Source organism: Pseudomonas sp. CFBP 13719, from assembly GCF_014842095.1.
Classification (GTDB): domain Bacteria; phylum Pseudomonadota; class Gammaproteobacteria; order Pseudomonadales; family Pseudomonadaceae; genus Aquipseudomonas.
In genome coordinates, this window is sequence record NZ_JACYVB010000002.1 from 924,115 (window position 1) to 949,619 (window position 25,505).

Annotated in this window: 27 protein-coding genes; 15 read left to right on the forward strand and 12 right to left on the reverse strand. The window is 52.4% G+C overall.

All coding sequences use genetic code 11. The features are described from left to right. Window positions 1-48 precede the first annotated feature (48 nt). A complete protein-coding gene (locus IFT57_RS10140) occupies window positions 49-2,595 on the reverse strand; it encodes a preprotein translocase subunit SecA (RefSeq protein WP_122531558.1) in 2,547 nt (848 codons plus the stop codon). 143 nt (window positions 2,596-2,738) lie between these two features. On the opposite strand from IFT57_RS10140, the gene IFT57_RS10145 reads away from it, so the two are divergent. Together IFT57_RS10145 and IFT57_RS10150 are read left to right on the forward strand one after the other, a co-directional pair. Then, window positions 2,739-3,146 carry a hypothetical protein gene (locus IFT57_RS10145; protein WP_122531557.1) on the forward strand — a complete coding sequence of 136 codons (408 nt, stop codon included), beginning with the start codon at window positions 2,739-2,741 and terminating at the stop codon, window positions 3,144-3,146. A 9-nt stretch (window positions 3,147-3,155) separates the two neighbouring features. Then, a complete protein-coding gene (locus IFT57_RS10150; RefSeq protein WP_122531556.1) occupies window positions 3,156-3,836 on the forward strand; it encodes a dUTPase in 681 nt (226 codons plus the stop codon). A 157-nt stretch (window positions 3,837-3,993) separates the two neighbouring features. Here IFT57_RS10150 and IFT57_RS10155 read toward each other — a convergent pair whose 3' ends face one another. Genes IFT57_RS10155 through IFT57_RS10170 form a run of 4 tightly spaced genes read right to left on the reverse strand, consistent with a single transcriptional unit; the run spans window position 3,994 to window position 6,269 of the window. Next, window positions 3,994-4,356, reverse strand: coding sequence for a hypothetical protein (locus tag IFT57_RS10155; RefSeq protein WP_122531555.1), 363 nt, complete (start codon window positions 4,354-4,356; stop codon window positions 3,994-3,996). 48 nt (window positions 4,357-4,404) lie between these two features. Then, window positions 4,405-4,785: a hypothetical protein gene (locus tag IFT57_RS10160; protein WP_122531554.1), complete on the reverse strand. Its 381-nt coding sequence runs from the start codon at window positions 4,783-4,785 to the stop codon at window positions 4,405-4,407. Then, window positions 4,782-5,651, reverse strand: a complete 870-nt coding sequence (locus tag IFT57_RS10165) for a prepilin peptidase (RefSeq protein WP_122531553.1) — start codon at window positions 5,649-5,651, stop codon at window positions 4,782-4,784. The genes IFT57_RS10160 and IFT57_RS10165 overlap by 4 nt, the downstream gene beginning before the upstream one ends. A gap of 45 nt (window positions 5,652-5,696) precedes the next feature. Further along, window positions 5,697-6,269 carry a hypothetical protein gene (locus tag IFT57_RS10170; RefSeq protein ID WP_241032742.1) on the reverse strand — a complete coding sequence of 191 codons (573 nt, stop codon included), beginning with the start codon at window positions 6,267-6,269 and terminating at the stop codon, window positions 5,697-5,699. 89 nt (window positions 6,270-6,358) lie between these two features. Between IFT57_RS10170 and IFT57_RS10175 the strand changes: the two genes are divergently transcribed. Beyond that, window positions 6,359-6,859 (forward strand): hypothetical protein, encoded by a 501-nt coding sequence (locus IFT57_RS10175; RefSeq protein ID WP_241032741.1) that lies wholly within the window; start codon window positions 6,359-6,361, stop codon window positions 6,857-6,859. On the opposite strand, the gene IFT57_RS10180 is transcribed toward IFT57_RS10175, so the two are convergent. Then, window positions 6,856-10,230 (reverse strand): DEAD/DEAH box helicase, encoded by a 3,375-nt coding sequence (locus tag IFT57_RS10180; protein ID WP_122531551.1) that lies wholly within the window; start codon window positions 10,228-10,230, stop codon window positions 6,856-6,858. The genes IFT57_RS10175 and IFT57_RS10180 overlap by 4 nt on opposite strands. A gap of 121 nt (window positions 10,231-10,351) precedes the next feature. Here IFT57_RS10180 and IFT57_RS10185 point away from each other — a divergent pair, with 121 nt between their 5' ends. Further along, entirely contained in the window at window positions 10,352-11,263 is a 912-nt protein-coding gene (locus IFT57_RS10185) for a hypothetical protein (protein WP_122531550.1), read from the forward strand. Here IFT57_RS10185 and IFT57_RS10190 read toward each other — a convergent pair. From IFT57_RS10190 to IFT57_RS10205, 4 genes are all read right to left on the reverse strand, one after another. Beyond that, window positions 11,240-12,208, reverse strand: coding sequence for a DNA replication terminus site-binding protein (locus tag IFT57_RS10190; RefSeq protein ID WP_122531549.1), 969 nt, complete (start codon window positions 12,206-12,208; stop codon window positions 11,240-11,242). The genes IFT57_RS10185 and IFT57_RS10190 overlap by 24 nt on opposite strands. Before the next feature lie 57 nt (window positions 12,209-12,265). Beyond that, on the reverse strand, window positions 12,266-13,051 hold the full coding sequence (locus tag IFT57_RS10195; protein WP_122531548.1) for a hypothetical protein: 786 nt from the start codon (window positions 13,049-13,051) through the stop codon (window positions 12,266-12,268). A gap of 70 nt (window positions 13,052-13,121) precedes the next feature. Beyond that, complete coding sequence (locus tag IFT57_RS10200) at window positions 13,122-13,802, reverse strand: hypothetical protein (RefSeq protein ID WP_122531547.1); 681 nt, start codon at window positions 13,800-13,802, stop codon at window positions 13,122-13,124. A 38-nt stretch (window positions 13,803-13,840) separates the two neighbouring features. Next, window positions 13,841-14,215, reverse strand: coding sequence for a histone-like nucleoid-structuring protein, MvaT/MvaU family (locus tag IFT57_RS10205; protein ID WP_122531546.1), 375 nt, complete (start codon window positions 14,213-14,215; stop codon window positions 13,841-13,843). A gap of 152 nt (window positions 14,216-14,367) precedes the next feature. Here IFT57_RS10205 and IFT57_RS10210 point away from each other — a divergent pair, with 152 nt between their 5' ends. The 6 genes from IFT57_RS10210 to tmk all read left to right on the forward strand — a co-directional run bounded on the left by IFT57_RS10210 (window position 14,368) and on the right by tmk (window position 20,561). Then, on the forward strand, window positions 14,368-15,216 hold the full coding sequence (locus IFT57_RS10210) for a LabA-like NYN domain-containing protein (RefSeq protein WP_122531545.1): 849 nt from the start codon (window positions 14,368-14,370) through the stop codon (window positions 15,214-15,216). Window positions 15,217-15,270: 54 nt separating this feature from the next. Then, window positions 15,271-17,628 (forward strand): patatin-like phospholipase family protein, encoded by a 2,358-nt coding sequence (locus IFT57_RS10215; RefSeq protein WP_122531544.1) that lies wholly within the window; start codon window positions 15,271-15,273, stop codon window positions 17,626-17,628. A gap of 32 nt (window positions 17,629-17,660) precedes the next feature. After that, a complete protein-coding gene (locus IFT57_RS10220) occupies window positions 17,661-18,284 on the forward strand; it encodes a hypothetical protein (protein ID WP_122531543.1) in 624 nt (207 codons plus the stop codon). Window position 18,285: 1 nt separating this feature from the next. Further along, window positions 18,286-19,149 carry a hypothetical protein gene (locus IFT57_RS10225; RefSeq protein ID WP_122531542.1) on the forward strand — a complete coding sequence of 288 codons (864 nt, stop codon included), beginning with the start codon at window positions 18,286-18,288 and terminating at the stop codon, window positions 19,147-19,149. Window positions 19,150-19,213: 64 nt separating this feature from the next. Beyond that, on the forward strand, window positions 19,214-19,822 hold the full coding sequence (locus tag IFT57_RS10230; protein WP_122531541.1) for a hypothetical protein: 609 nt from the start codon (window positions 19,214-19,216) through the stop codon (window positions 19,820-19,822). Window positions 19,823-19,916: 94 nt separating this feature from the next. Continuing rightward, window positions 19,917-20,561 (forward strand): dTMP kinase, encoded by a 645-nt coding sequence (gene tmk / locus IFT57_RS10235; RefSeq protein ID WP_122531540.1) that lies wholly within the window; start codon window positions 19,917-19,919, stop codon window positions 20,559-20,561. A 15-nt stretch (window positions 20,562-20,576) separates the two neighbouring features. On the opposite strand, the gene IFT57_RS10240 is transcribed toward tmk, so the two are convergent. After that, the gene (locus tag IFT57_RS10240) at window positions 20,577-20,945 is read right to left on the reverse strand and encodes a hypothetical protein (RefSeq protein ID WP_122531539.1); all 369 of its coding nucleotides are present in this window, start codon (window positions 20,943-20,945) and stop codon (window positions 20,577-20,579) included. Window positions 20,946-21,089: 144 nt separating this feature from the next. On the opposite strand from IFT57_RS10240, the gene IFT57_RS10245 reads away from it, so the two are divergent. Then, on the forward strand, window positions 21,090-21,344 hold the full coding sequence (locus IFT57_RS10245; RefSeq protein ID WP_122531538.1) for a hypothetical protein: 255 nt from the start codon (window positions 21,090-21,092) through the stop codon (window positions 21,342-21,344). Here IFT57_RS10245 and IFT57_RS10250 read toward each other — a convergent pair. After that, window positions 21,324-21,902 (reverse strand): hypothetical protein, encoded by a 579-nt coding sequence (locus IFT57_RS10250; protein ID WP_122531537.1) that lies wholly within the window; start codon window positions 21,900-21,902, stop codon window positions 21,324-21,326. The two genes, IFT57_RS10245 and IFT57_RS10250, sit on opposite strands and share 21 nt — an antisense overlap. 97 nt (window positions 21,903-21,999) lie before the next feature. Between IFT57_RS10250 and IFT57_RS10255 the strand changes: the two genes are divergently transcribed. The 4 genes from IFT57_RS10255 to IFT57_RS10270 are packed head-to-tail and all read left to right on the forward strand — an operon-like array spanning window position 22,000 to window position 25,503. Then, window positions 22,000-22,224, forward strand: a complete 225-nt coding sequence (locus IFT57_RS10255; protein WP_163020444.1) for a hypothetical protein — start codon at window positions 22,000-22,002, stop codon at window positions 22,222-22,224. Next, window positions 22,193-23,377, forward strand: a complete 1,185-nt coding sequence (locus tag IFT57_RS10260; protein WP_241032740.1) for a hypothetical protein — start codon at window positions 22,193-22,195, stop codon at window positions 23,375-23,377. The genes IFT57_RS10255 and IFT57_RS10260 overlap by 32 nt, the downstream gene beginning before the upstream one ends. A 30-nt stretch (window positions 23,378-23,407) precedes the next feature. Next, entirely contained in the window at window positions 23,408-24,376 is a 969-nt protein-coding gene (locus IFT57_RS10265; RefSeq protein ID WP_122531535.1) for a hypothetical protein, read from the forward strand. After that, window positions 24,376-25,503: a hypothetical protein gene (locus IFT57_RS10270; protein WP_122531534.1), complete on the forward strand. Its 1,128-nt coding sequence runs from the start codon at window positions 24,376-24,378 to the stop codon at window positions 25,501-25,503. The genes IFT57_RS10265 and IFT57_RS10270 overlap by 1 nt, the downstream gene beginning before the upstream one ends. Window positions 25,504-25,505 lie beyond the last annotated feature (2 nt).

The following is a 25,505-nucleotide window of genomic DNA, read 5'->3' on the forward strand; positions in this document are numbered from 1 at the left end:
ACCCAATACGGACTCACAAAAAACCCGCCATCAGGCGGGTTCTTCGTTTTAGGCCGCTGTGGGCTCCTGCTCCATGTCCAGCTGTCGTTCTCGGTGGGCGATGCACATGTAGACGTTATCGATGGTAACGACCGGGATATCGAAGTACAGAGCCTTGAACAGCTTGAAGACTTCCTTCTGGAATTGCTGGTCTGGTTTCTCGTTGGCGTACGCACGCAGGTGAATGCCATTGCGTACATGGTCAGTTTCTTCAAGCATGACCTTCCATTGATTGTCGATCGCCAGAAGCATGCTGCTATGGATCATGGCTTCGCGCTTTTCTTGAAGCTGCTGCGAGCGACCCTTTAAATCAAAGGTGATCCACTTGACCAGCTCTTCCCGGAATGGCTGGACTTTGTAACCATCAGCCTCGAATCGCTCGAACAGGTTGTCATACCATTCGGTTGACAGACCCCATTGAGAGAGTTTGTCCTTCATGCCTGCTTGGTTCCAGTTTTCTGGAAATCCTTTGCCGCCTTCAAGATAAACTTCAACCATTCGCGCCACGGCGCCGGAGACTGTCATCGCGAGGTTTTCCATCACGCCTTCGCCTACGAGCGCCAGAACATCCGAGCGCTGGTTGAAGAACACCTGACGTGGTTTGTCGATGACGCCGTCCTGCTTGAGGCCCTGCTTCCTGGAGGTCGAGAACATGGACTGTTTCTTTTCCTGGGCCTTGGCGATAGCACCATCAATCATGCTGTGCTCAACGCCATCCATTTCGCCTACTCCCAATGAGGTAAACAAGCGTTTGAGCGTCTCCCCCCCAAAGTTGGCCATCAGAGGATCTTCCAGTGAGATGTAAAAGCGGGTTTCGCCTGGATCACCCTGACGTCCTGAGCGACCTGCTAGCTGCAAATCAAGGCGTCGAGAATCACCGCGATCTGATCCGAGCACATACAAACCACCCAAAGCCCGGACTGCTTCGCCTTCAGCTTTGCATTGGTCGATGACTTCCTGCTGCTCGTCTTCGGTCATCTCTTCGGTAATCATGGATTCCGGATTTCCGCCAAGCAAGATGTCCGTGCCTCGCCCAGCCATGCTGGTGGCGATGGTGACAGCACCCAAGCGACCAGCCTGGGCGACAATGCCGGCTTCACCGGAGTCTTGTTTTGCGTTGAGCACCTGGTGTTCTATGCCAGCAGCGGTGAACAATTCAGCGAGCATCTCTGAATCAGCGATGCTTCCAGTTCCGATCAGTACGGGTTGGCCCTTGGCTTTGAGGGCTCGTACGTCAGTTACAACCTGTGCCCACTTGCCTTGCTTGGTCATAAAGACTAAATCTGGGTGGTCAATACGAACGCGTGGGCGCCGCGTAGGGATTGGCACGACGCGAAGGCCATAGAGTTCACGGATCTCTTGAGCTTCTGTCATCGCGGTTCCAGTCATACCGCTCACGCGCTCATACAATGAGACGTAGTTGGACAATGCGATGCGACCCAGCTCTTCGGATTCGGCCTTGATGGTCAGACCTTCTTTGGCTTCAACGGCTTGGTGCAGGCCGTCATTCCAGCGCTTGCCGTGGGACAGCCGCCCGGTTTCCTGGTCAACGATGATCGCCGAATCGTCATGGATGATGTAATCGCGATCTTTGAAATAAAGCAGGCGAGCCTTTGCGCAGGCATTGAGTGTGCGCCATAGATATGATTTGCCATTCTGCCACAACTCGGCTGACTCACTGATCAGGCGATTTTCCATCAGATACTGCTCGATAGCCGATACACCATGCTCGGAGAACACTGCGTCCTGTTTAGCCTCGTCGACAATGATGTGAGCTTCGTACGACTGATGATCCACAAGCACCTTTTCGAATTGGGTGCGCTTATCTTCTTTGATAGCCTCATAGCTCAAAGTAGAAACGAAGGCATAAAAAACCGACCAGAGCGATGCGTCCACCTTGCCTTCCCCCGACAGCACCAATGGTGTGCGAGCCTCGTCGATGAAAATCGAGTCAGCTTCGTCCACAAGGAGGAAGTGCCGGCCTTGCTGCATCAGGTTGTTGTGTTGGTGGACGATATGATCACGCAGGTAATCGAACACAAATTGAGACGGTGTGCCATACACCACGGCATTTTGATATGCGATCTGGCGCAGCTCTCGACCGTAGTTGTCTTGTAGATATCCCACAGAAAGACCCAGCGACTCAAACAGTGGATCGAGAAGCTGAGCATCCCGCTTAGCAAGGTAATCGTTTACGGTCATCGCATGAGCGCGGGACTGCAGACCATGCCAGGCCAGTGGAAGGGCTGCAGTGAGAGTTTTACCCTCGCCAGTGGCCATTTCTGCCAGGTGGCCATCGCACATCGCCAGCGCGCCCATGATCTGCACTTCAAAAGGGCGCATGCCGAGCGTGCGGTCTGCGAGTTCGACAATGATGGAAAAGCCGATGTGCATCGAGTCGCGGTCAGTCCTGCCACGAAGATTTTGGAAGCTATTGGCCAGAGTTCCTTGGGTAAGGGACGACAAGGCCTCACTGTTGGTGATGATTGCCTGTGCTTCCTGTCGGTACTTCTTCACGGTGCGCGAGTTAAAAAATTGGTCGAGCTGCTTGATCATTATGTGGCTCCTGGAAATGTTTATCAGTCTACCTCCGTTCGGTTTAGCTGTAAATTGACGATGGCGACTCTGAGCTTTGACCTTGCATTCGATTTAGCTGTATATTGTCATTTATCGAATCGTCCAGGCCCGTAGAGGTACCCATGAAACGCACTCTTCTTCCCCTTATCTTCGCTGCTGCACTGCCGCTGATGGCGGTGTCATCTGCCGCCCAGGCCGCAACTGAAGCCAGCGCACCTACACAGGCCCAGGCCCCGGCTGGCGCTGCGCAGTTGACTCTGCAGAATCCTATCACCAAGCAAATGCAATCGCTGAGCATGAGTGATATCGGAAGCCCTGAAAAAATGCGCAGCTTCGTAGCACCACTCCCTTATGCAGGCGAGCTCTACGACGCATACGTCAAAGTGGGCTATGCGCCGCTGCACGCCCTGATTCTCTCCAACTGGGATGCCAGCGAAGCCATGCGTGAGCTGGCGCCGAACCTCCCCAGGAATGCGCTTATGGAAGAAAAAATCCAGAGCATCCTGAAACTTTACCAACCTGTTCAATAAGGACACATGATGACCCTCGACATCCGCGCCGATGCCACACTTGCCAAACTTTCGACCATGCTGCGCTATCAGGAGCAGCTGAACGACGTCTTCGACCCCCTGTGGCGCACCAATCGCCACGCTTACCTGCGCGCTGCCAGCGTAGAATCCGGCGAAGCCATTGATCATCACACCTACAAATGGTGGAAAAAGCAACAAACGAATCTGGTTCAGGTTCAGCTGGAAATCGTCGACATCCTTCACTTCTATCTCAGTGAGGTGGCGCGAATTGCCAATGATCCAGATCAGGCCCAAGCCGATCTCTTTGAGGCCTGGAAGGTCGACGATCAGTTCGTTGTATTCGATGGCGTCGAGTACCAATTCAAGGAAATGGACACCTTGCGGAAACTGGACATCATGATGGGTCTGGCTTGCGCCCGCCGTATCAACTGGGCGCTGTTTCGCGCTGTCATGACCGAAGTGAAGCTGTCTTTCGATAGCATGTACTCGATGTATGCAGCCAAAAACGTCCTGAACCTTTTCCGTCAGCATCATGGCGACAAGCAGGGCACCTACATCAAGCTGTGGGCTGGTCGTGAGGACAACTTGTACCTGGAAGAGCTGATGCAGAGCTGGGCTCCAGACGAAGGCATGGACGTACTTTACGCCCGTCTCAAGGATTGCTACGAGTCATTCGCCCTGGGCCTTTGAGTCGAGCATACAAAGAAACCGCCCGTGTGGCGGTTTTTTTGTTTAAGCAGGCTAATCGACTGAACCCGACCTTTTTACCTTTCGGATAGGATCGGGTTTGGGAGAGAATTTGAAGTTAATTGTCACTGTGCCTGCTGAGGAAGCATTGGAATCGCCTTCAAAGATTCCAAGGGGCGAATGGAACGCAGAAGGCGACGTCAGCACCGCCAGACGCCGAGATTTTCTTCTTTTTCACATTGAAGCTGCAAAGCTTCTCGATGGCTTTCTTGCAACCGCAATTGCCTTTTACTGCGCTTCCAGGGCTACCACCTTGAGTCACCGAAAGGGCGCACCCCATCAGATCTTGCGCAGGATTCTCCTGTTCGCCGATCTTCTGCTCCCGGAACTGCTGTTTGTTGAAACTGCCCACTTGGCTGTAAAGCTCATCGTTTTTGGGCACGCTGAAGCATGACATGTCGGCGGCAAAAGCGCTAAATGGCAGCATTACTGCCAGCGCGAGTACGGCTAATCTTGTTTTCATGATGATAATCCTCGGTTTTCTATAGTATTGCTAGCCGCTCCATGGCTTTCAAGTCTTTTTGGTATGCCCCGGCATGAAGTGCAGAGTTGGCTTTGGTACATATTGTATAGATTCGCCAGTTGTACTGTATACGCTGAAGCAATATTTGCTGATCAAGCTGGTGCCAAGCTGCCTGGCCTGTAGAAGGGCGAGTTCTTTGGTCTCAAATCTGATAGGCGTTTCAGTGTTGTCACTGACCTGCACCAGGTAGCAGCCAGACTCGTCTTCAAATATGCCCACCAGGTGCTCTGAGAGCGCTCCCCTCTGCTCATCCCCAAAACCCTTGCAACTGACCTCGATGATCGCGAGCCATTGATCACCCCATGCTCGGGATGTCAGCTTGGCAAGCTCCAAGGCGCGCAAGACGCCCATGTGTGATTTGGAATTCATGACAGGGCTCTCTGTAGATTCTGAATAAGTAAGTGGGCCACTGCTGCGACCAGAATAAGACTGGTGAAACTGAATAAGTATTGGTTATCCGAACCTAAGCGGGCAGCTATGAATAATTTCCACCGCCTGGGCAAGCACCATCCTGCAATGGCCAATGGTGCGATGGCCATGCCCAGAGCAGAAAGCCCCTGAGTGCCGGCTACGAGCCCCAGCAGCCCCATCAACATGACATCATGGGGTTTAAATGGGCCACTGAGGTTTCTTGAGGCCCACGTGCGTGTCATCAGGGCTCCAAACGCGGTCATGCCAGCATAAGCGATGAGAGCGCCTTCAGGGCTGACCAAGCCAGGCCCAAGTACAAGGAAAATAGCCAGTATATTACTGGTCGATACCAGCCCCTGGGGAACAAACCCTTCGCGTGCATACAGTCGGATCGACAGGCTTAGCGTCATCAGCAAAACGGCTAGCACTAAGCCATACACAGTTGGCCCTACCGACAAGGCAATAAGTAGGAAAACCACAGCACCAAGCAACTCGAATAGCAGGTAAATTGGAGCTATCGACGATCCGCAGCAGACAGACCTGCCCCTCAGAAAAAGCCAGGAGATTAGTGGGATATTGTGGTACAGGGGTATCATTTGGCTGCATTTTGGGCAATGCGATCGACCAGCCATCAAGGGCAGGTGCGGCTTGTGAAGGTAGGCTCCATCCTGCAGAACCTCTTTTTCTCGGCTGAAGCGGTAGACCTTACCCCACCTTAGCGCTAAGACGTTGTAGAAACTTCCGATTGCTGCACCGATAAAAACGAAAATACCCCAAAATATTGGGGGCAGGTCAGCGTACAATGGGTGGTATAACCAATCCATTTGGCAATCCTAGTTCTGGAGTTAGATTGCCAAATATTGACACGATCAAGCGGTTTTCACAATCCCGCCTGCCTCCATCTTCAGATGCTTTTCGACCTGTCTCGGAAACTCTTGTTCAAGGAAGCTGCCGGCTTTGGGGTGCAGCTTGCGGCGGGAGTTTGCGGGATGGGCCTTGGACATCACGGATTTGAAGGAGGGGCTCTGATCTTCACCCGTACTGACCGCATGGCCAGCAATGAGTGGCTGAAGAACCTGCTTCCAAAACTGGGTAAGAGAAAGCTCTTGAGTGTGATTGGCCTTGTGGGCGCGGACAGTGTCCATGCATCCTGGCATGCCGGCTTCGCGGAAGATCTCTTCCATGCGCGCCAGGGTCTGTTCGTCATTGAGCATGATTTGCCACTCTTCACAGTCGCGCATACCCATGAGGGTAATCACGCATTCTGGGGAGAGTCGGCGCAAGAGGCTCGACACATCCTGGTTCATACCGAATTCGGCAGCACCCGATTGATAGAAATTGACTGCAGGCAAGCCATCAATATTGACGCTAACCATGAATTGTCCGAAGCTAATAGAAGACTTCACCGCATAAGGCAGGTCGAAGTAATTTACCGTGTCCATTCCGCGCCCTCCGAGGTCGTGTGAGCTTTATAGGCTAAAAAATGAGAAGCGTCAACAAGATAACGTCAAAGTTCAATCGTTCTGACAAAATGCCTATCCTCTACGTGGTAGAGGAGCTCAATCGGCTTGGGAGCGTGCGCTCGCGTCTTCAGACCAAGGATGGTTTCATGGCCATTTCCGACTGGCTCATGAAGATTCACCGACCCGTAGGCTTCCCCTCAGACACCAAGGTGGGCGATGGGTCTCTGCACTTCCAATCCACAGGGCTGACCATGCCATTGCCCTCTGAGCACGCCTGCGCTGGGCTTGTGGGTGAGTTTCACTGGCATCAGGATCTGGTACGTAAGGTGGTTCTGTCCACGCACTTCAGTTCGGTCGACTACGACCTCGGCTATCATAGAGATTCTGGCGCGCTCTACAAGAGCCCTGAGTACGAAAGTGCTGTAAAGAAATTAAGCGAACGTATGAGCCAGTGGTGCGATGGATATCTGGATGTGGGCTATGTCCTGGCTCAATGGGCAGCTCAGAACACCCAGCATCCATTCTGGGTGAACCGGGTGACTGCTCGCGGTCGAGGGCTTAGCTACTAATTGGCCGTGGCGGCAACGATCGCCTTGGCAAATTTTTGAATGCCGTGATTGCGGATCACGAATTGATTTGCCTTTTCTGTCATCTGAAAGTCGGACTCGAAGGTGAGCGCCATCACTGCCTGGGAGGCCCGGTTTAGGTTGCCATAAGTGAGTGTAACCAGCACATCCTTCCCGTCCTGTTCAACCTTGCCCACTTGGAGGCTTTTCAGTGCAATCGCCTCGCCAACCCATTCAGCAAACTCAATGACCTCGGCAGGAAGATAGCCATAAAGGTCTTCGAGCTCACGCAGGTTGATCTTGGACTCATCCACGCTGTCACTGCACATCAGTCGCTGGTACCAGGCCAATCGCTCACCCGTTTCCGCGATAAAGGTCGATGGGATGAAACCGCGACGCGGGATCTGTACGCTCGACATGATGGTTGCCAGCTCAAGGTCGTAATTCTGGCTTGCGCGCTCATCGTCCAAGGCCTTGATTGCCTGCTCAAGCAGCCTCATGTACAAGGCAAAACCAATCCGATGTACATGACCGCTTTGCTCTTCGCCCAGAATCTCGCCGATGCCTCGAATTTCCATGTCATGGCGAGCAATAACGAAGCCTTCGCCAAGGTTTGTGGCAGCCTCCATGGCTTTGAGGCGCATGTTGGCAATGCCACTGGTGCTGTTCGACATCAGGTAGGCATAAGCCTGACGGCTTGAGCGACCCACACGGCCCCGTATTTGGTGAAGCTGACCAAGCCCCAGCATGTCGGCCTTTTCGACGATCAGTGTATTGGCATTTGGGACATCGATACCAATCTCGATAACCGTGGTGCCGACCAGGATGTCAAACTCACGATTACGGAATGCCAACATCGTGTTGAACATCTCGTCCTCGGACATGGAGCCATGCACCATGGCAATTCGAGCCTCCGGAATCAGGCTAGAAAGGTGTTCCACGCACCCTGCCATGGTGTCAATGCGGTTGTGAATGTAGAAGACTTGACCAGATCGACTCATCTCGCGCTGCACTGCCTCCTGGATCATCCGGTCAGACTGTTCACGAAGCAGGGTGCGTACAGATAAGCGGCGAGCTGGAGGTGTTGCAATGATAGACATGTCACGGATGCCGGAAATGGCCATGCCCAGGGTGCGAGGAATCGGTGTAGCCGCCATGCTAAGCAGGTGCTTGTTCCCTCTAACGGTGCGTAATTGCTCCTTCTGTTTGACCCCAAACCGGTGCTCTTCATCCACGATGATCAGGCCAAGGTTGCGGAACTTGATGTCTCCCTGAAGCAATCGATGTGTGCCAATCACGATTTGCACTTCGCCAGTTGAAAGCTGCTTGCGCTCAAGGGCACTAAAGGTGTTCTTGTTGGCCAGCATGATCTGATGGGGCGTTTCTTCGAACCTGGCGCAGAAGGTGCTGTAGTGTTGTTGGGCCAACAAGGTGGTCGGCGCGAGCACTGCCACTTGGTAGCCTTGATCTGCCATCATGAAGGCCGCTCTCATGGCAACCTCTGTCTTCCCGAAGCCCACATCGCCGCAGATAAGCCGATCCATGGGCTTGCCTGAGGTTAAGTCAGACATGATGTCCTGAATTGCATTCTTCTGATCTGCTGTCTCGTCATATGCGAAGGTTTCAGAGAAGCGATCGTATGAATCCCCTGCCTCCTTAAGAATAACTCCTGTTGAGCGCTCTCGTGCAGTGCGAAGGGTAATGAGATCCTTGGCCACCGACAACGCGCTGGCCTGAGCTTCTTTCAAGCTTTGCAACCAGGTGGGGTCGTTGAGCTTTGAAAGTGGGGCCTTTTCTGGATCACCACCCGAATAGCGCGAGACCAGATCAAGATCATTGATCTTGATGTAGGAGCTTGAGGACTCTGCAAAGCCAATCTTGACCAGATCTTCTGCCCCATCGCCCATATCGATCTGCTCAAATCCCTGAAAGCGACCAATGCCTTTGATGGCATGAACCAAGGGCTCGCCCAACTGGATTTCATGCAAGCCTTGAAGGATGACCCTGCGGTGGTGTTCCCCAATTTCATCTTCAAGGCTGCTTTCAATGGCGGCACCAAAGATTTCACGCTCAGAGATCACACGGTACTGGCCATCGAGAAGGTAGCCTTGTTGCATGTCGCCCGTAGTGATGCCAAGGCGGATGCCGGACTCAATGAATTGACGGAAACCACTGACTGTTTCAGTTTTTACCCCAAGCATCAGCATTTTGCACATGACAGCAAGGTGCTTCTGGCGAACTTCGCTTTTGACCACGAAAAGTAGCGGAAGACCAGATGAAATGAGCTCCTTGAGCATGCCCAGGGCCTCGCTCAGCACGCCTTTGCGCTGAAAGCCCGAGGAGACATAGTGAAGATTCTCGACGCCTGGCACAGGCTCTCTGAGCAGCGAATGCTTAGTGAATGGCTCCATGATGTCGATCAGCGACGTTGGCGAAATCCATGCGTCGTCAGGCATGGGCACCATTCGAGTGTTATCTGCCTTAACATCATGGTGGCGCCGCTGGATCAGAGACCAATGCTCATTGACGGCATCAGCAGCGCCCTCATCAAAAATGGTAACGCCCGAGCCAATCACGGAAGGAAGTGGCTGTACATCCATCTCTGACAAAAGGCTCCAGGTAAACAACTCTGGATTATCAAATCCCTGACTAATCAGCTTGTAGGTTTCCTGACCCCGAGGATCGTCGTGAACATCGAAAACTCGCTGGCGGAACAGGTTGATCAGTGGCTGGCCAAAATCATAATCACGAGTTGGAAAAACCTCAAGAGATTGGATCTGGCCCGAAGAGTCTTGTGTCAGGCTATCAAGCTTGCTGATCGAGCGAATGGTCTGATCTTCATTGAGGCGGATACGCACTGCACAATGCACATCCTTTCCACCAGAGCGAGCCATGCCCACAGGATAAAGGTCAAAAATTCGACCCCGCGTTGACCAGGATGATGGAGATTTCACACGGAACGATTCTTTGTAGCCCCAGCCAGTCAGGATCTCGGTGAGATTGGCCGGAAGCTTCTGTCCCACTTGGATGCTCAGGTGCTGACCCAGCCAGAACGCCTTGGATGCTACAGGCTGCATAAGGTTGGACGCGCTGATCACCAGGATAGGATTTTCGATACCCAGCATCAGGCGTCTAATGCCAAGCGCTCTTTCTGATTTGATGGAAGCCGGTGCTGACTCAAGGTCATAGGGGAGCACTTCACTGTCAGGCAGATAAATGATGCGCCCAGCTAGATCAGGATGAAAGAAGGGGATCTCATTGGCGATTGTCGACGCCTCAGACTCAAGCCGAGTAACAACGATTCCACCACCAGGCCGCAGATGTTCGCCATAGACGAGTGCTTTTGCCGATCCTGTGATGTTTAGCCACTGCATATCGAGAACCCTGGAAGAAACTGTGAGGCAAGTATATCTATGCCGTTAGAGATGGCAAGCGAAACAAGCTAGCTTTTCACTGCCGGACAGGGTTCAATAAACAATAAAAAAGAGGTGATTCATGTCTGAGATTGCATTGTCCTTTGACCAGCTGCGTCAGGACATTTTTGAAGGCGTACTGCGTTCTCTGGGCGGGGATTCCTACAGTGAGCTGCATACGGCATTAATGTATGGCCAAGACCCCCGAGCTATGATTTTGCCATATATTGGCAGCTGCATTCAGCTCAATAACTACGGCACCCTTATACTCCCGTTCAAAATTACCAATCACCCCGATCTGCAGCTGTCTGTTGTGCTGACCCTTGGGCGTCTCAATTACACCATTCATGCGCACAAGGATATTGCTGAAATCTGCAATATGCGCACCACAATACCTGAGCTTTCGGCAGAGTTGGGTTTGAAATGCCAGCAGCGAGACGTTAAAGACGGTGTACGTTTCGAGCTGTGCAATGACCCCACATTGGTGTGGGCACCAACAGCAATCAATATATTGAGATCTCCTCAGCTTGAGCACGCCTTCAAGGAGTTCGTAAGGCTTCAGGCTGATAGGCTCATTGCAGGCATCAGTGAAGTCCTGGCTTCCAAGGGGATCTGCAAGCCGGCTGACGACGGCATTTACTGCGTTGCGGTATTTCGGAACATGGGGTTCGAAAAAGACGCGCACGACCTGATCGGCGAGGACTTTGAAATTCTGAACATCGACAAGCGCGATCCAATGAATGTCCTGTATGCCCTGCAGTCCAAAAAACCTACCCCAGCCCCTATCATGCTATGTGATGGTCTTGCCGAGCGGCTGACAGAGCGAGGCTACACCTGCAGCATTCAGCCCTCCTGGCAGCACGGCGATTCCCACGATTCAATGATCCCCTTTGTAACGGAGCGCATTGTGGTGGAAACCCAAGTTGTAGAGGTTGCTGTGCAGCCGCCAGAGATGGACTGGCGCAGCAAACTACGTGACCCCATTATTGACTGATGCCGTTTTATAGGCGTAGATCCGAAGCGTATCGATAAATGGCTCCATCTCAAGCTTTCTATCCCTTCTTTGCTTGCGTTCCACCTTTACGGCGGGAGGAGGGTAGGGTTGATGGGAGGGTGACAGATCATTGCTGCGCAGGAAAAGGATGGGCAAGAAAACCGGAATCGTCAGTCTTCTCACTTCTTGGTCGACGTCATCAGGTTTGGGCCAAAGGACATTCGCCTTGTAATAACCCGCCAGATCCTGAACCTGTGCGAGCTCAAGGTCTGGGCTCTGTTTACCAAGCTTCTTTTTGATGATTTCGATTTTCTTTCCGGACAGGCCCTTTTTCTCAATAAGCATAAGCACCTGCTCAGGGGAAACTTTCTTGATGCTTCGACCTGCTGAGGAAAAAGAAAAGCGGATAGATGCTGGGGTGTCATCTAGAAGGGGGATGTGGCGGTAGGCCTGGCGCAGTGAAACGAGGCCAAGGTGGTGTTTCTTGAGCACATCCCGAAAGGCTCTATGGACTGTATTGGCACAACCCTCCTTATCCATTTGAACGCGTGCACGGGCCTCGTGGACAGCGGTCTGGAACAAATCCTTACGTCGGTTTACTTCCCGAGCCAGTTCAAGCTGATGCTCTTCCACTGGAACCCCGCCAAGCCATATACGGGTCTCACGGCCATCTCCATCGGTCTTTTCTGGTGCTTTACTGTCATTTTGAGGCCCTTCATCAGCGCGACCAGCCTCAGCTTTCAGATGCTCATCAAAGTCATAGTAGATATCCTCATAGGCTCTGGATGCCAAAGCGATAGCGTCATCCCCAAAAAGGAATAAGCCATTTTTGGTTCCAACAAATGCCTTTCTGTTGTCTGCCGCTGGCCTGGATAACGAGCCATTTAGCTTGGAAATTGCAGCTTTGAGATCATTGTAGGCTTCTGTGAGATTGAAGACTTCCATGGCCACACCTATTGGATCGCTGAACGGGTTCAAATGCGTGTAGAGATCCCAAGAATACTACGACTTGGCTCCACTATCATCATCCTTAGGGGCCTGCTTTCTTGGCGCTGCTGATGGCCCGATCTTGATCGCTCGCTTAACCGGGATAGCGCTCTTCTGCCAGGGCTTTTGTGTCGCCATATCCTTCTCTATTTCTTCGCGCTGGATAAGGTTCGATGCCTGAATCCTCAATTCATTCAGCATGGGCCCGCATTCGTGATCGCGATAGGACGCCGCCATCTGCCTGGCAACAGTCTGGATGAAGGTGAATTCGTTCTGGATCCATTTGACCCGCTGTAGGTAGCTTGTGAGGCTTTTGAGCCAGGCATCATCCTTTGGCCGCAAGGTATGAAGAGCTTCAAGGGATGTTTTGAGTTTCGTGACGGCATCATCGCTCATGAATCCTGAGCAGGCTCTCCAAAAACCATCGGGGATAGGCTCTAATATGGCGCAGCTCATCAGCATCTGAATGAAGTCCTGAGGGCTGGCGAGGTCTGATTTGCGACGTCGCAGAGCAAATTTAAGGGATTCCCGAACCAGATCTGAAATATTATCAGCCGTTTTTCCCAGTAGCGCTCCCCGGCTCATTGCACAGGTGTGGTTGAGCGCGTGTGCCAATGCGCGGACACGCAGCTGTTCGAAAAGCTCTTGATCAGTGATCTTGATGGCCTCAGCCTTGGGGCTGGCTAACAGCAAAGGCACGGCGCTGGGCGTTTTCCATGGGTAGTTCAAGACGTAGTAGACACCACCCTTGCGGATGAGCAGCGACACCTCTTTCTCGACGTACCCTATGATGTCCCACATGACGATGCACCGTTGATTTTCGATTATTCCTTATATTGCTATATTTTGTAGGTCATGCATATACCCTGAATCAACACCTCTGACCCTTAAGCGAAGCGATGGCGTCGAAACCGACCATCAGCACACGTCGCTGCTGGTTCCCGGTCAACCCCATCACCTTGTGGACAAACCTTGGGTTTTGATTGTTGCAGCAAACAAGGGTTCGCTGAGCCGGAGCGATGGTTTCCTTGTGAAGTACGGGGGAATCCTGCGTCCTGAGGTAATTGCCAGAAAGGCCACGCTCACCAATAAGGAGTTGTCCGCCGCAGTCATCTTCCCATCCGGGCTTTTCATTGAGGTATATCAGGAAGAAAAATCCGGCGTTAGCTGGGCCATCCCAATGCCAGTCCAAAGGCTCTGCGCCATCCCACAGGCTCAGAAACTTCAATTCAAAATCGAACGCAAGCAGCCAAGAACCCATGAGCGCCTGGCTGGAGATCAGCCCGCTGGCCGCGTGTCGAAGTGCAATGGGGGCACGCAACAGGCTTTGTGCATTGGAGTTTTTCTCTTTCTCTGCCTTTTCAGAAAAATTGATGTCATCTTTTTTTTGCCAGTCTGGGACGGCATTGAACATGCCTTCGCTGTCTGCAATCCATCTCATTTCTGCCAAGACTGCCATCAGGTTCAGATGATGGCTTCTGCTAAGGGCAACCGCATCAAAGCCTTGAGAGTAAATAGCATCAATGTCCAACTGGCGAGGGATTATCTGCATGTTCTGACGGCGGGCTGCATGGAGCCCGCCTCCTTAGGTTATTCGATGATGGTTACCCAAGATTCTACTTCATTGGGCCACTTGGCGCGCCAATCTTTGAGCGTTTTATGATTTCCGCCTTTGGTCTCGATCGACTCGTTGGTGTGAGGGTTGTCATAACGCTTAAGCTTGCGTTGGCGTGTGATTTTCTGGGTAGCTGGTGCCGAGGAGTCCAGCTTTTTCAGGCGCTTCTCAAAGTCCGGGAAGATGTACAGGCAGACCTCAAAAGGATCGACGTTCGCTTTAGCAGCTTCGTTGCGTACGTACTCGCCAATTCGGCCAACCACTTCAAGCTCTGCGCGAAGCGATTCGAAGACAGCCGTGTCCTCGGCAATCTTTTTCTCAAGCGCCTTGAACTGAAGGATTTTGCTCATAGGTGGAACCTCTATCTTGTCTGTGAATTGATTTCTTTGCCCGTGCGAACATATACCAATACATAGTTATACTGTCAACACAATGTGCCTCAAAGTTGTGGTTTAATAAGGTCATTCCACACCCAAAAAATAAGAACAATAGGGGCTTAAACATGCATGCTGAACGAGTAGGGGTCTACATAGACCAAGCCAACGTCAACGCGTCCTCAGGCTTTGAGATGGACTATTCGGTATTGCGGGAGTTTGCCTTAAGAGGCGGAGCCAGGGGGGTTCACCTCAACGTCTACAGCAGCATTAATCCGGCAAAAGCCGAGCGAGACCCCGCCTGGAATTCCAGGGTTAGAGCCTACCAATCGCAGATCAGGTCGATGGGATACCACATAAATCTAAAAGAGGCTAAAGAGTACGGGGAGGGTGATCGGCTTGTCATCAAGGCAAACGCTGACGTGGACATCGCAGTGGATGTTCTTGAAAGCGCGTCCAAGCTGGATCGCATTCTTCTAGTCTCGGGTGATGGTGATTTCAGTAGCCTTGTATCCGCAGCAAGGCGACAGGGCTCAAGGGTTGAGATTCTTGCATTCGATAATTGCTCGGAGCAGCTAAGGGGGTCTGCTGATGCCGTGTACCCAGGCTGGATCATCCCCGAGTTGCTACCTACTGAAGGGGTGGATGAGGATCGCAAGCACCTGCGATGGGGTGAGCCAGGATCGAGACTTCGCGGTATCGTTCACAAGGTAGATCCTGAAAACCAGGTGGGTTTTGTTCGTTACATCCCATGCCTGCAGGAGCTCGATCCATCGTACAAGTTCTCGCCCCTTTCTCCGGAAAGTCATGCGGTGTGTCCATTCAGTCTTGCCGATTTTCCATCCAATCAGATTGGCCTACTGCGTGGCGCGATTATTGAGTTCACCCTCACAGAATCTGCAACCATGGGTTGTGACAGCCGCATTGTGCGGGTGTCCTCTCGCTCGGGCTGGTACAAGCCCTTAATCGAAAATTGATTTCTGTCGATAGCCTGTGGCTTTAATGGTTAAAGCCCTCAAAAGATTGCCCACATGTCCCAGGAATTACATCAGCTGAAAATCAAGCGCCAAGAGGCGCTAGCCGTTTTCCTGCGGGAAAGGCTCATCCATGACATGGCTCTGGTCATCGTAGAAGGCTGGACAGCTTTCATGAAGGTCGGTAGCTACCTCTACGACCCTAAGGACATGGTTGATGATGAGCGTCAGGACGCCTATATGCTTTCCGTCCTGGTTCGAACGATGAGCAAAGAGCTGGAACAGCCTGGGATGTTTGTCGAGCTCGATAATCCTCACGGGCGCAAAAACCGGCACTTGCTCAAAGACCTTGAGCGAGGACTTAATCAAATTGACCCTGCCCTTACCAAGCGTTTTCTGCGGTTGCGCGATCACCTGGGCAACCTGTCCCGCGCCATTCAAAACGTTTATGAGTCACCAGATTCGGTCGAGCAGCAGCGCAAACTAATCGCGTTGAGCAAACAGAGGGAAAACGTCCTCGAAAGTGCGTGTGCGCGTGCAATCCTCATCAAAAAACGTCGTGAAACTGAGTTTTCACCTGAGGCCTTAGTTCTGCAGGGCGGTGGGGCAAAGGGCATTTCTTACAGCGGAGTGACCGAGTGGCTTGAAAGAATGGGGTTGCTTGAAAACATCCGATTTGTTGCCGGCACTTCGGCAGGAGCAATGATGGGGGTGCTTATTGCCCTGGGATTCAAGGCGGAGGAGGTTAAGGAAATTGCTCAGAAAGGGCGTTTTGCTCAGTTCTTTGCGGAGGCAACGCTACCTGTCAGCTTCTGGGCCAAGTACGGAGACAGGGCCAAGGATGCTGTAAAAACCGGCTGGAACAAACTACTGCGTCGTAAGCATCTTACAGCGACCGACACCCATGCTTCTCCTCACACCGAGGGGTTTATGCTCAAAGATTTCAGCAAGAGCTACATGCTCCCTATGCTGACGAGCCAAACCGGGCTGACCATGCAGCACCTGATGAAAGCAGATGAGGAGGTTGTGCATCAGGAACTCAAGGAGCTTGAGCATCACCCCCGTGAAGGGCGAATGACATTGAGTGCAATCTACAAAGCTGCACGCGCCCAATTTCTCGAAGACATGGGTAATCAAGGCATGCGAAAGGAAGCCGAAACTCTTCAGTTCGCCCCCCTGTTAGGCCGTACCGAAGCTTTTCAAGGCGCTGTGCAGTGCATCAGGGTGGCCAAAGCCAAGCTTGAACCCGAATCAGAAACGATCGAGGAGTTCATTGGCGACATCATTCAGTACCGGCTGGATAAAATGCCGGCCCATATGCTGGAGAAAATTGATCCTCCCTTAAAAACCCGCAGCGAAAAAAGAAACATCTCCTTCAGTCAGCTTCAGCAGCTTGCTCGGCACTACCCTAACGAGGGATTTAAGGAATTTGGAGTTTCCCTGACTGACCACTTCATGCCCACATCATTCAAAGGCGTGGGTAAATTCACCGCACGCCTGGTTAAGAAATCGATGGAGGCAGTAACAGGTAAAACTCCAGTTTTCGAGGGCCTAGGGGCCCAAGATAATAGGTTTTTCTTTCGCCCGGTACTGGCTCGCGCCGCCAACCCGGACGGTCGCTTTGGCGAGCTTCAACACATGCCGATCAAAACAGCTGTGCGTGCGAGCATGAACCTGCCCCTGCTGTTCCCTACGATGGAATACCAGGGCCTTAACGTCATTGACGGCGGCACGAACAACAACCTCCCATTCAATATGCACTCGGATCGTTTCGATTCTGTTGAAGAGGCTGATGCCAAGACAATAGGCTTCATACTCTCGCCTCTGGAGTCCGACCTGGAATTCCAGGCGGTCGATGATCTCATCCGCAACAAGGACGGAAAGCTTCGGATCATTCTGGATGAAGAAATCCGCGACCAAATGCGCGAGTACGAGATCAACGGCCTGAAAACCGGGGATAGCACCACGGTGGGGATCCTGAACCGGTTTTGGGGCAAGGCCAAAATTACCGCTATGCGGGCAGTTAGCGTGTCTATCCGAAACTTCATGGCTCATCACAACTCGACGCCGCTTTCTGAAGCCGCTTTGAACAACATTTCTACGATCCACTCGGGGTCTGTGGATACTGCGGACTTCCATATTTCGTTGGAGCAGCGCCAGGCACTTCACACTGCCGGCGAGATTGCAGCCCTGAATCTGCTGAGCTTGCACGAGGATCGGCACTATCGCTATGCGATTTGTCGACTCAGAAGTCTCACGCTTCAAGAAAAGCTGCTGAGTGAAAAGCTCGGCATTGAGCCTTTCGCTCAAGGCCTTTTGGATACCTACGATGACGAACACATGCTTCGCGCCGCCCTGGCAGATCCCCAGCTCGACAGATGGGGATTTGGTGAAGTGCTACAAGGCAGGGTATAGTAGGGCCACAAAACCTGTCGAGATACGTCGCGATGATTTTCAATCAAATTGATGTACAGGCATCCATGGGGCTCGGCTCTGCCATCAGCTCCAGCGGCGAGGTGCATTCGCCCTTGTCTGATTCCAGTATATGGATGTCTCAGTGTTTTCCTGGGCTCAGTGGTATTGTGCGGATCAGAAAACGCGACGTCGTCGTACTGATTGTTGACGATATAATCCCCGTCAGCACGTTGATTGTGAGCGTATTGCCACCCAAAAGCCTTGATCCCACGACTCCTGGGCTCTGGACTGTTCACGTACAAAGCCCCCTTTATGGGTGGCAATTTTCCTGCATGCTCGATAAAGCCCCTGATTTTGGTGAAAATCCCCAGGTTATCTTCATCAAATGGGTGCCGGGCTCACTGAGCGCAGCAGTCCAGTGTCACGATGACCTGTACATTGCCAAAACCTACCAGGATGATGAGCTGATGGTGGGCAGTGACTTTGAAAAGGAATCGATGTCTCGCTATCACCTGGCCATTGGACAGTCTTCCATTGCTCACGCACTGACAGGGAAGGGGGTAATCAAAGGGCTTATCCGTGCATCAGGCCTACAAACCCCTCTAAACCTGCCATTTGCAACAATGGGCATCGCTCTACCTGCACAGGCGATCTGACATGACCGAGCGTGAACTATCCAAGCACTATGGGCGCCTGCATCTGCACCCTGTTGAGTCAGCGCTTTGGGATGGGAATACTGCGAAGGCCCATGCCGCCGTGCTGCAATGGGGTATGCCACCCAATATGGAGATGATGGCGATCATCCTCATAGAAAGGGGCGAAGGCTCTGACCGAATGGGGTTCATCGAGACGCTGCTTACCCTGCACCAGGATGGGGTCGTCACCACGAGTTCGCTTCAGTCATTCATGAGCAGTCTGCTGGTGGCGAAAAGCTTTGGGAACCGAAAAAACCTGACCAAGCTTCTTGCATCCGCTATTGAGCTGACGCAGCAAACAGCACCAGTCGTGTTGGACAAGAGTCTCGTCAGCCGCATTGTGCACCTGGGCCTGGTGAATGGCTCTGAAGCCCTGTTGAAGGCAATTGGGGTCGCTAAAGCATCACTTGAGCCGTCAACGTCCGTAATGTTTGCACTGGTTGATGCATGCACAGCCGAGTCCTTTGAGTGGGTCAAGCCCTACTCTAAGTGGAAAGCCATCCAGCGCATCCAATTCCTTAACCTATTCATGGAGCAATGCGTTCGACGCCACCCCAGTAACAATCGTCAGGCCGAAGTGCTGGCTCTCCTACTCGCTAAAGGGATCCCTTCAGGATTTGAGTTCGCAGAGCGAGATCTAGCTGCAAAGGAGTGCGTTCGATCCACTCTTTTGAACCTCAAAATCTCTGTTTCATCGGAGCTGCTGCGCAAGGCGCCTCCAGCGTTCCGGATGGCAATGGTCAAGGCAGGATTGATCACTTCTGCTGATGCAGGCGTGAAGGGCAAAGCGATCGACAAAATGATGGCAATCGACCTGGGGCTTTAGCTCCTGACCCTTTTTTTCTCCGTCAATATATGCGATAATCGTTATTATAAAATACGGAGGCAGTATGAATCTCAACAAACAACAACAACAGCTCTTCACCCAATTGAACAACATCCTCAAAGCCATTCGCAGCGTCGCCCAAGACCCTGTTGTGGTCAAAGACAAGATGGCTGTCTGGATCGAAGATTTCGAAGCCTCTGTGGGCGCCGATCTCAAGGTTCGCTTCGGCGACGTCCTGGCCAGCGAGATCGTACTGATCGACTGCTCCCGTGATTCCCTGGCCTCCAGCCTGGATTCCACCGAAACCCTGATGGTGCGTGCACGCTCCGAAGGCATCCGCATTGCAGTGACCGCAGCCTACAAAGACCAATACCGCCACAGCAACGCCGCGATGGCCGACGCACTGGAAGCACTGGCGCAGCAATTGCGGGCAGTACCATTCGAGGTCATCGACAAAGGTGCCTGCGACATCCACAGCGAACTGGGCGTGCAGCATAGCCATCAGGACGTTGAAGGCGATGCTGGTTCCGACAGCCAGGTCGACCCCGTTCTGCCCGTCGACGCCGACGCTGACGTACCCAATGCTGCATCAGATGCGCCTGCCAGCAACTTTGACGGCGAACCTGGCGTGTTGAGCCTTGTGCAGATCCCTGGTCAAGCCGATCCAGTTTGATCCTCGCGCCCTGAACGAGCCCGCTAAGCGGGCTTTTTCACGTGTGGAATGCCGCTTTCCCATTCCTTAGAACTATTTACGTGATAATTGAATAATGAACAAAATCGGTCTTATCCTGGTGTTGGATGGCGCTAACGGCGGCGGAAAATCCGGCGCTATTGTAGATATCGCTCGACATTTGCGTGCCAAAGGGCACGAGGTGGTTTGTACAGCAGAGCCTGGTGGAACACCCATCGGCAACAAAATCAGGGTGCTCGCCCGAGACCCTGAAAGCACTGAAATGAGTAACCTGACCGGCATGCTGCTGTTTGCTGCTGCCAGGGCCCAGAACGTCGCCGAAGTGATCAGGCCAGCACTGGAGCGCCAGTGCATTGTACTCGTCGACAGATTTTCAGCATCTAGTCGGTCGTTCCAATATGCGGGTCAAGGCATGCCCTTGGAGCTGGTCACACTCATCGACTCGATTGCTCGTGATGGCGTTGATGCGGACTACACGCTGATCTTCGACCTCGACCCCCTGATTGGGCTTCAGCGAACAGGTGCCCGCTCCACGTGCGATGATAAATTTGAGCTCACTGGCCTTGAGTTCCTGAATCGGGTGCGCAATGAATACCTGGTGCAGGCTCAGGAGACACCTGACCGATTCGAGGTTATTGATGCTTCCAAGACCTATGACCAGGTGCTGGAGGAGGCTATTTCTGCGATCGATGGCTACATTGCATGCCGGCTCAGTGAGTAACTGTCGGGCGGGGCCTCATCCCGCATGAATCTGGTGGTGGCATCTGTCATGTACAATCACCAGTAGGGATGCGCACCTCGCCAGGTTCGGGCAGCCTTCGCAGGGCGGGGCCTTCACAAGTTTCTTGGCCCGCTTACCTGTTGAAGCCATGACCTCTACCTGATGCTCGTACAGGCAGCGATAGAGATATGAGATGTGGTGTACGGTATCCTCTTCGCCGACACCTCTTGAGCAGATAGGGCATTTGCCCTTTTGCTTTGTGATCAAATGCCGCTTCACGTTGGGGTGATGCTGTATTTTTCTGGCAAAGTTATCCCACAGCACGTCTTTGCCCAGCTTCTCGCCGGCTTCATTAGGGCCAAGTTTTGGTGCAAGGGGATGCATGATTTGATTTCCTTATATCTAGCCTGACTGGCAAAGGCTTGGATTTGATCGTGCCTATTATACGGTTATTGTGCAAATTGACATATTGACAATATTATAAGCGGGGGTATAATCACCTCCACACCTATATCCCGGACTTGCACCATGGCTCTTGCACAACGCTATTACGAAGCGCTTCTGCTCTGTGACCAGCTAGAACGCAGGGGTCTGGTCAACTTGATCATGCCTGAAAGCAATCTGCTGATATCCCACCGCCTTCAGGGTGACCAGCGCCGCAGTGCCATAGAGGCCATGAATGTTTACGTGCGGGCCTATCACTTGATGAACATCTCCAAGCTTTCAGTGGCACTTGTGACTATCGCTTTGGGCGCAAAATTGCTACTCAAAATCATGGGATGAGGCCACACGCTCATTCCTGAAAGCTTTGGTCACCTCTTCCAAAGCATTATTCAGCTTGTAGGCAGTGCGAACGTGTTCCGGAATCAAGGGGTTGCGAATCCCCGGCCCGTCCAACCTCAGAGATAAAACACTCTCCCACACATCATTGTTACTCAGCGAATTGAATCCTCCGGTCAAGGTGCTGGAGTTCAACGTGTCGTATTGTCCCATCCAAGCTCGCATGTACACCTCGGTAGCGTCCTTGAGATAATGCGCCTGCATCTCGTCGATATTTGTAAGCCCCTTCTGGATGAGGTTAGTACGCTCGATGTGGCCAGCGGCTTCAACCCTGCGTTTAGCAGGGCTCATGACCTGAGAGCGAATGTATAGGGCAACCGCCCCCATGGCGTTTACAAGGTCGGTCTGACTATGGTTCTGGGTGATCACCCCTTTGGATTCACGCATCAAGTCGAGAAAAGGAACCGGATTTCCGAGGGATGCTTGGTACATAATTTCACAGCAGTGCCCTAAAATGGCCTTATCAGCCTTGTTGAGCGACATATTGATTGATTTGCCCATTTCGCACCCAGCAGAATTAATAGGAGATAACACTACAATAGCACTGGGGCCGGGCTAATAATCCACTGGCGCACTGGTGCAGGACGGGATACTGGCCATGAGCGAAAAATCCAACCAATCACCAAGGGGTCGCGGACGACCAAGGCTTCAAGCGGAACCCTGCACCATCAGGATCGGCTTGCCTTTGACCGAATCCGACCATCGGGCGCTTCAGACACTGGTTGAGCGAGACAAGATCGCCCATGGTAAGCGCTCAAAACAAGAGGTCATTCGTGAATTGATCAGGGTCAATGCAGCTTCAACAGGGGCAGATGGTGAGTAACCAACACTCGACAGTGGATCTCGTTATTCTTGACCAGCTGATTGCGCTCGCCTACTGGAACGATGGGAATATGCCCGGTCGCTCCATGGAAATCACCGACCTTACCCTGGCGGCTTTCCCAAGTTTGCTGGAGTCAGAAGGATTTCTTTCCCAGAAGTCCTATCAGGGCATGGATATTCTCAATCACCTCACGGGTGTATGCGACTTCCAGGGCGCCCTCACTTTTGCTCGCCGCCTGCTTGCCCTAGAGCCTGCAGACAAGGGCGAAGATGGTTTTACCTGGGTAGGCGCCTGCCTGAACAGATACTCTCTGAGACTTGAGGAGCTTACTTCTCTCTATGGGGATGAATGGCTGTCACTTGACGATCGCCAGTTTGCCCTTGAGCTTTCTGAAATAATTGAGCAGATTGGCCCTTATCGGTTAGGGACGTACCCTCACCCTTTCAAGTCCAATACGCTAATGACAGCTCTGTACAAGCACGACCTCGATTTCTTCGACAAGCTTGTCGGCGACGACCCACTTCCAAAGCTGGTACTCAACGACGTATTCGCGCCATCTCGCCTTGGAAAGCACGAACGCCAGACCCAGATTCTTCAGGAGTTGCTGGACTTGAATGAGAAAAAACTTCTCAAGGATGAAGACCTCACTCGGGCGGCACCTGCATTCTGGAAGCTTATAAAGGCTGGTTTGGCGTCTGTTGAGCCCGGTCGGCTAGGCGAGGTAATCCACCTTGCTCAGCGTGTGGGAGTAGAAATCTTCTGCATTGATCGGATGAAAGAGGTCAAGGCCAATTTCAAGCAGAAAAAATTCAGCGACATGATTCTGAATCAGCCTTGGCTTGCACTCCAGGCCAGGAATGAAGGTATGGTTTTCACGGGCAAGGATATCAGGGTGTCGCTAAAAGCCCTGGAAAAGGCCTCGTCGCTGTTTGAGCGACAATGGACAGGCATGGTGACCCTTGACCAGGTAAACGAGCTTAAGGGCGTTCTGGAGGCCTTGCTCGATGAAACCACGGCTGACGATTTTGCAAAGCGCAAGATGTCTGAAGGATACGTCAGCGTTTTATCTGCATTGATGCCTTACAAGGGCTGGATGCAAAAGGTCTCTAATCAAGGACGAGATAACATTTTCATGGCCGATCTTGGTCTGTAACGACTGCACACGTAACCGGAAGCCAATTTTATGCAGCATCTTGAAGTCGTCACTCGCCACGCCATTGCGATGGGTACCAAAGAAGACATCGTTTCAGGGTTCACCCCGGCCCTGATCACCTCGGGTTTCCTGAAGGCTGCGTTTAGCTCGCAGGGCCTCTCATCAGGGGTATCTGAGACGGTATTGTCCCTGATTGAGAGGGATCACTATGCAGCTAGGGCAACCAATCAGATCATTTTGCGTCATGGGAATGATGTGTGTCCTGCGATCGACAGCCAATGCCTCAAACGTCTCGTAAACGTGATCAAGGGGCACATCGGCCTTGGAAAAGGCGCATTCTTCGCAGTCATGAAGTTTATGCCCGAAGATTTTGCCATCATTCAGTTCAGACAGTGGATGCGCGATGATGGTATCAAAGGGCTTGAGCTCAGTCTGATTGAGTCTGTACTCAACCACTCCCTAAATCACGATCGATTTCACGTTGCTCACGCGATGTGTAGCCAGATGGTCGCTAGAGGCGCTGTTGCGGAAATGCAGCATTGCCTACTCAGCGCCCCCTACGAGACGCTTGAGTCAGCCGCGCTTGGCAAGTACATCACCAAGGAGCGAATGCTGGACATATTCTGCAATCGCAAGGCTTTTCAGCAGGCGCAGATTGCAGCCGGCGATGATCCTGCCCTTGACCATATTCTTCGTGACAGCATCGCAAGGCATTTGAACCTCAAAGGTGCTTCTGAAAACTGGGTCGAGTTGTTTGCCAAGCTCACCGAGCGGATGGATGAGGTTGTTGACCAGCAGCTTCTTGTAGATCGCCACAAGAGCGCTGCCACCGTGGTGCTCAACAAGATCATGAACCTTGATTCAAAATCCATCAGCCAGCAGATCAACACAGACAGGCTTCGGATCTTTGCCTATCAGCTTGGTTTGACCGAAGTGCTCGGGTCGCTCAAGAGCGATGCCTCTCGCGACACTGTATTTGCGCATGATTTGGGGCTTTAATGAACTATGACGCTCATTTCATAGAGAAGCTTCGGTATGAGTTGAATGACCGGAGTGTTATCGATGAGGGCGGTATTGCCGGCGCTGGGCTGACCGCTTTCAACCTGCTGCGAGATGGCAAGTCGGTGGCCCTGCTGGCCGAAGAGCTTGATGCTACTGGTTTCTTCGAGCAATTCGGCTGGGATCTTGACAAAATCAGGGTGCAGCTAGGGCTGCTGGTGCTCAGAGCCTCGTTCAATTCCCGTACTTATTGCGATTTTTTGAGAATCTCCTTCGAAAATCGTATGTGCTTCAGCCTGGCAGAAAAAAACTATGCTCCTGGTGTTCCTCGTAAAACAGATCTTACACTGAGGCAGTTCAGCCCTATTCGAGATCAGGCTGGAAACTTCGTAGACCCCGATCACCTCAGTCATCAGATGCGTGGCAAGCGATCGCTTATCGATGTCTACGCTGCAAGGATTCTCCGCCAGCCAGATCCTGAAGGGCTCATGTGGTTTCTTGGGCTCCCCAGTGTCGCAAAGAGAATGCAGGGCGTTGAGCGCAGGACTTGGTTGGCAGATGTAAGTCGGCACAACAAGGGTATCTCCCTCCCCTTGGAAATGACTGAGAGAATTGGAGCCTGGCTTCAGGAGGCGCCTTTTTCGTTTAAGCAGTATTACCAGGATCTGTTGGGGTCTGTCGATTCAACCCAAGGCATCGACAAGATTGGCGTTGTGTACCAGCCTGAGCATACCGCCAAAATAGGCACCGAGCTTTTGATCGAACTGTTGGACAGCAGGCGACAGGATGAGCGATATCTGCCTCTTACCTTTCAGGTTATCCGCGATGGGGCCGACTGGTATCGGGCATTCATGATCAGTGCCCATGGCAGAGGCATTGTTCATGATCTTGAGCTAACCCCCCAATCTGATCCCGAGAGGCTTGCAGCGGTCATGGCCCTAAAGGGATTCACCCCTGGGAAGTTTGGCGCTTTGATCCGTGGCGTGGAGGAAAAAACCCTGATTGCTCATGCTAAAAACCAAGGTTGTGCAGATGAGTTGTACAAGCTTTGTCAGAGGAAATGCCTTGTGCCTTTGGTCAGCAACAAAGTGAGAGATTCAATCTTTGGGGCCGACCTCGGCCTTTAGGG

Bases quoted from the DNA above. Each gene is read 5' to 3' on its own strand.
- IFT57_RS10190 (WP_122531549.1), bottom strand. From the start codon at position 12,208: ATGGAAGTCTTCAATCTCACAGAAGCCTACAATGATCTCAAAGCTGCA.
- IFT57_RS10140 (WP_122531558.1), bottom strand. From the start codon at position 2,595: ATGATCAAGCAGCTCGACCAATTTTTTAACTCGCGCACCGTGAAGAAG.
- IFT57_RS10245 (WP_122531538.1), top strand. From the start codon at position 21,090: ATGGCTCTTGCACAACGCTATTACGAAGCGCTTCTGCTCTGTGACCAG.
- IFT57_RS10200 (WP_122531547.1), bottom strand. From the start codon at position 13,802: ATGCAGATAATCCCTCGCCAGTTGGACATTGATGCTATTTACTCTCAA.
- IFT57_RS10220 (WP_122531543.1), top strand. From the start codon at position 17,661: ATGATTTTCAATCAAATTGATGTACAGGCATCCATGGGGCTCGGCTCT.
- IFT57_RS10160 (WP_122531554.1), bottom strand. From the start codon at position 4,785: ATGAATTCCAAATCACACATGGGCGTCTTGCGCGCCTTGGAGCTTGCC.
- IFT57_RS10180 (WP_122531551.1), bottom strand. From the start codon at position 10,230: ATGCAGTGGCTAAACATCACAGGATCGGCAAAAGCACTCGTCTATGGC.
- IFT57_RS10210 (WP_122531545.1), top strand. From the start codon at position 14,368: ATGCATGCTGAACGAGTAGGGGTCTACATAGACCAAGCCAACGTCAAC.
- IFT57_RS10175 (WP_241032741.1), top strand. From the start codon at position 6,359: ATGCCTATCCTCTACGTGGTAGAGGAGCTCAATCGGCTTGGGAGCGTG.
- IFT57_RS10165 (WP_122531553.1), bottom strand. From the start codon at position 5,651: ATGGATTGGTTATACCACCCATTGTACGCTGACCTGCCCCCAATATTT.
- IFT57_RS10225 (WP_122531542.1), top strand. From the start codon at position 18,286: ATGACCGAGCGTGAACTATCCAAGCACTATGGGCGCCTGCATCTGCAC.
- IFT57_RS10145 (WP_122531557.1), top strand. From the start codon at position 2,739: ATGAAACGCACTCTTCTTCCCCTTATCTTCGCTGCTGCACTGCCGCTG.
- IFT57_RS10195 (WP_122531548.1), bottom strand. From the start codon at position 13,051: ATGTGGGACATCATAGGGTACGTCGAGAAAGAGGTGTCGCTGCTCATC.
- IFT57_RS10260 (WP_241032740.1), top strand. From the start codon at position 22,193: ATGCAGCTTCAACAGGGGCAGATGGTGAGTAACCAACACTCGACAGTG.
- IFT57_RS10170 (WP_241032742.1), bottom strand. From the start codon at position 6,269: ATGGACACGGTAAATTACTTCGACCTGCCTTATGCGGTGAAGTCTTCT.
- IFT57_RS10215 (WP_122531544.1), top strand. From the start codon at position 15,271: ATGTCCCAGGAATTACATCAGCTGAAAATCAAGCGCCAAGAGGCGCTA.
- IFT57_RS10205 (WP_122531546.1), bottom strand. From the start codon at position 14,215: ATGAGCAAAATCCTTCAGTTCAAGGCGCTTGAGAAAAAGATTGCCGAG.
- IFT57_RS10240 (WP_122531539.1), bottom strand. From the start codon at position 20,945: ATGCATCCCCTTGCACCAAAACTTGGCCCTAATGAAGCCGGCGAGAAG.
- IFT57_RS10185 (WP_122531550.1), top strand. From the start codon at position 10,352: ATGTCTGAGATTGCATTGTCCTTTGACCAGCTGCGTCAGGACATTTTT.
- IFT57_RS10155 (WP_122531555.1), bottom strand. From the start codon at position 4,356: ATGAAAACAAGATTAGCCGTACTCGCGCTGGCAGTAATGCTGCCATTT.
- IFT57_RS10270 (WP_122531534.1), top strand. From the start codon at position 24,376: ATGAACTATGACGCTCATTTCATAGAGAAGCTTCGGTATGAGTTGAAT.
- IFT57_RS10250 (WP_122531537.1), bottom strand. From the start codon at position 21,902: ATGGGCAAATCAATCAATATGTCGCTCAACAAGGCTGATAAGGCCATT.
- IFT57_RS10255 (WP_163020444.1), top strand. From the start codon at position 22,000: ATGAGCGAAAAATCCAACCAATCACCAAGGGGTCGCGGACGACCAAGG.
- IFT57_RS10230 (WP_122531541.1), top strand. From the start codon at position 19,214: ATGAATCTCAACAAACAACAACAACAGCTCTTCACCCAATTGAACAAC.
- IFT57_RS10265 (WP_122531535.1), top strand. From the start codon at position 23,408: ATGCAGCATCTTGAAGTCGTCACTCGCCACGCCATTGCGATGGGTACC.
- tmk (WP_122531540.1), top strand. From the start codon at position 19,917: ATGAACAAAATCGGTCTTATCCTGGTGTTGGATGGCGCTAACGGCGGC.
- IFT57_RS10150 (WP_122531556.1), top strand. From the start codon at position 3,156: ATGACCCTCGACATCCGCGCCGATGCCACACTTGCCAAACTTTCGACC.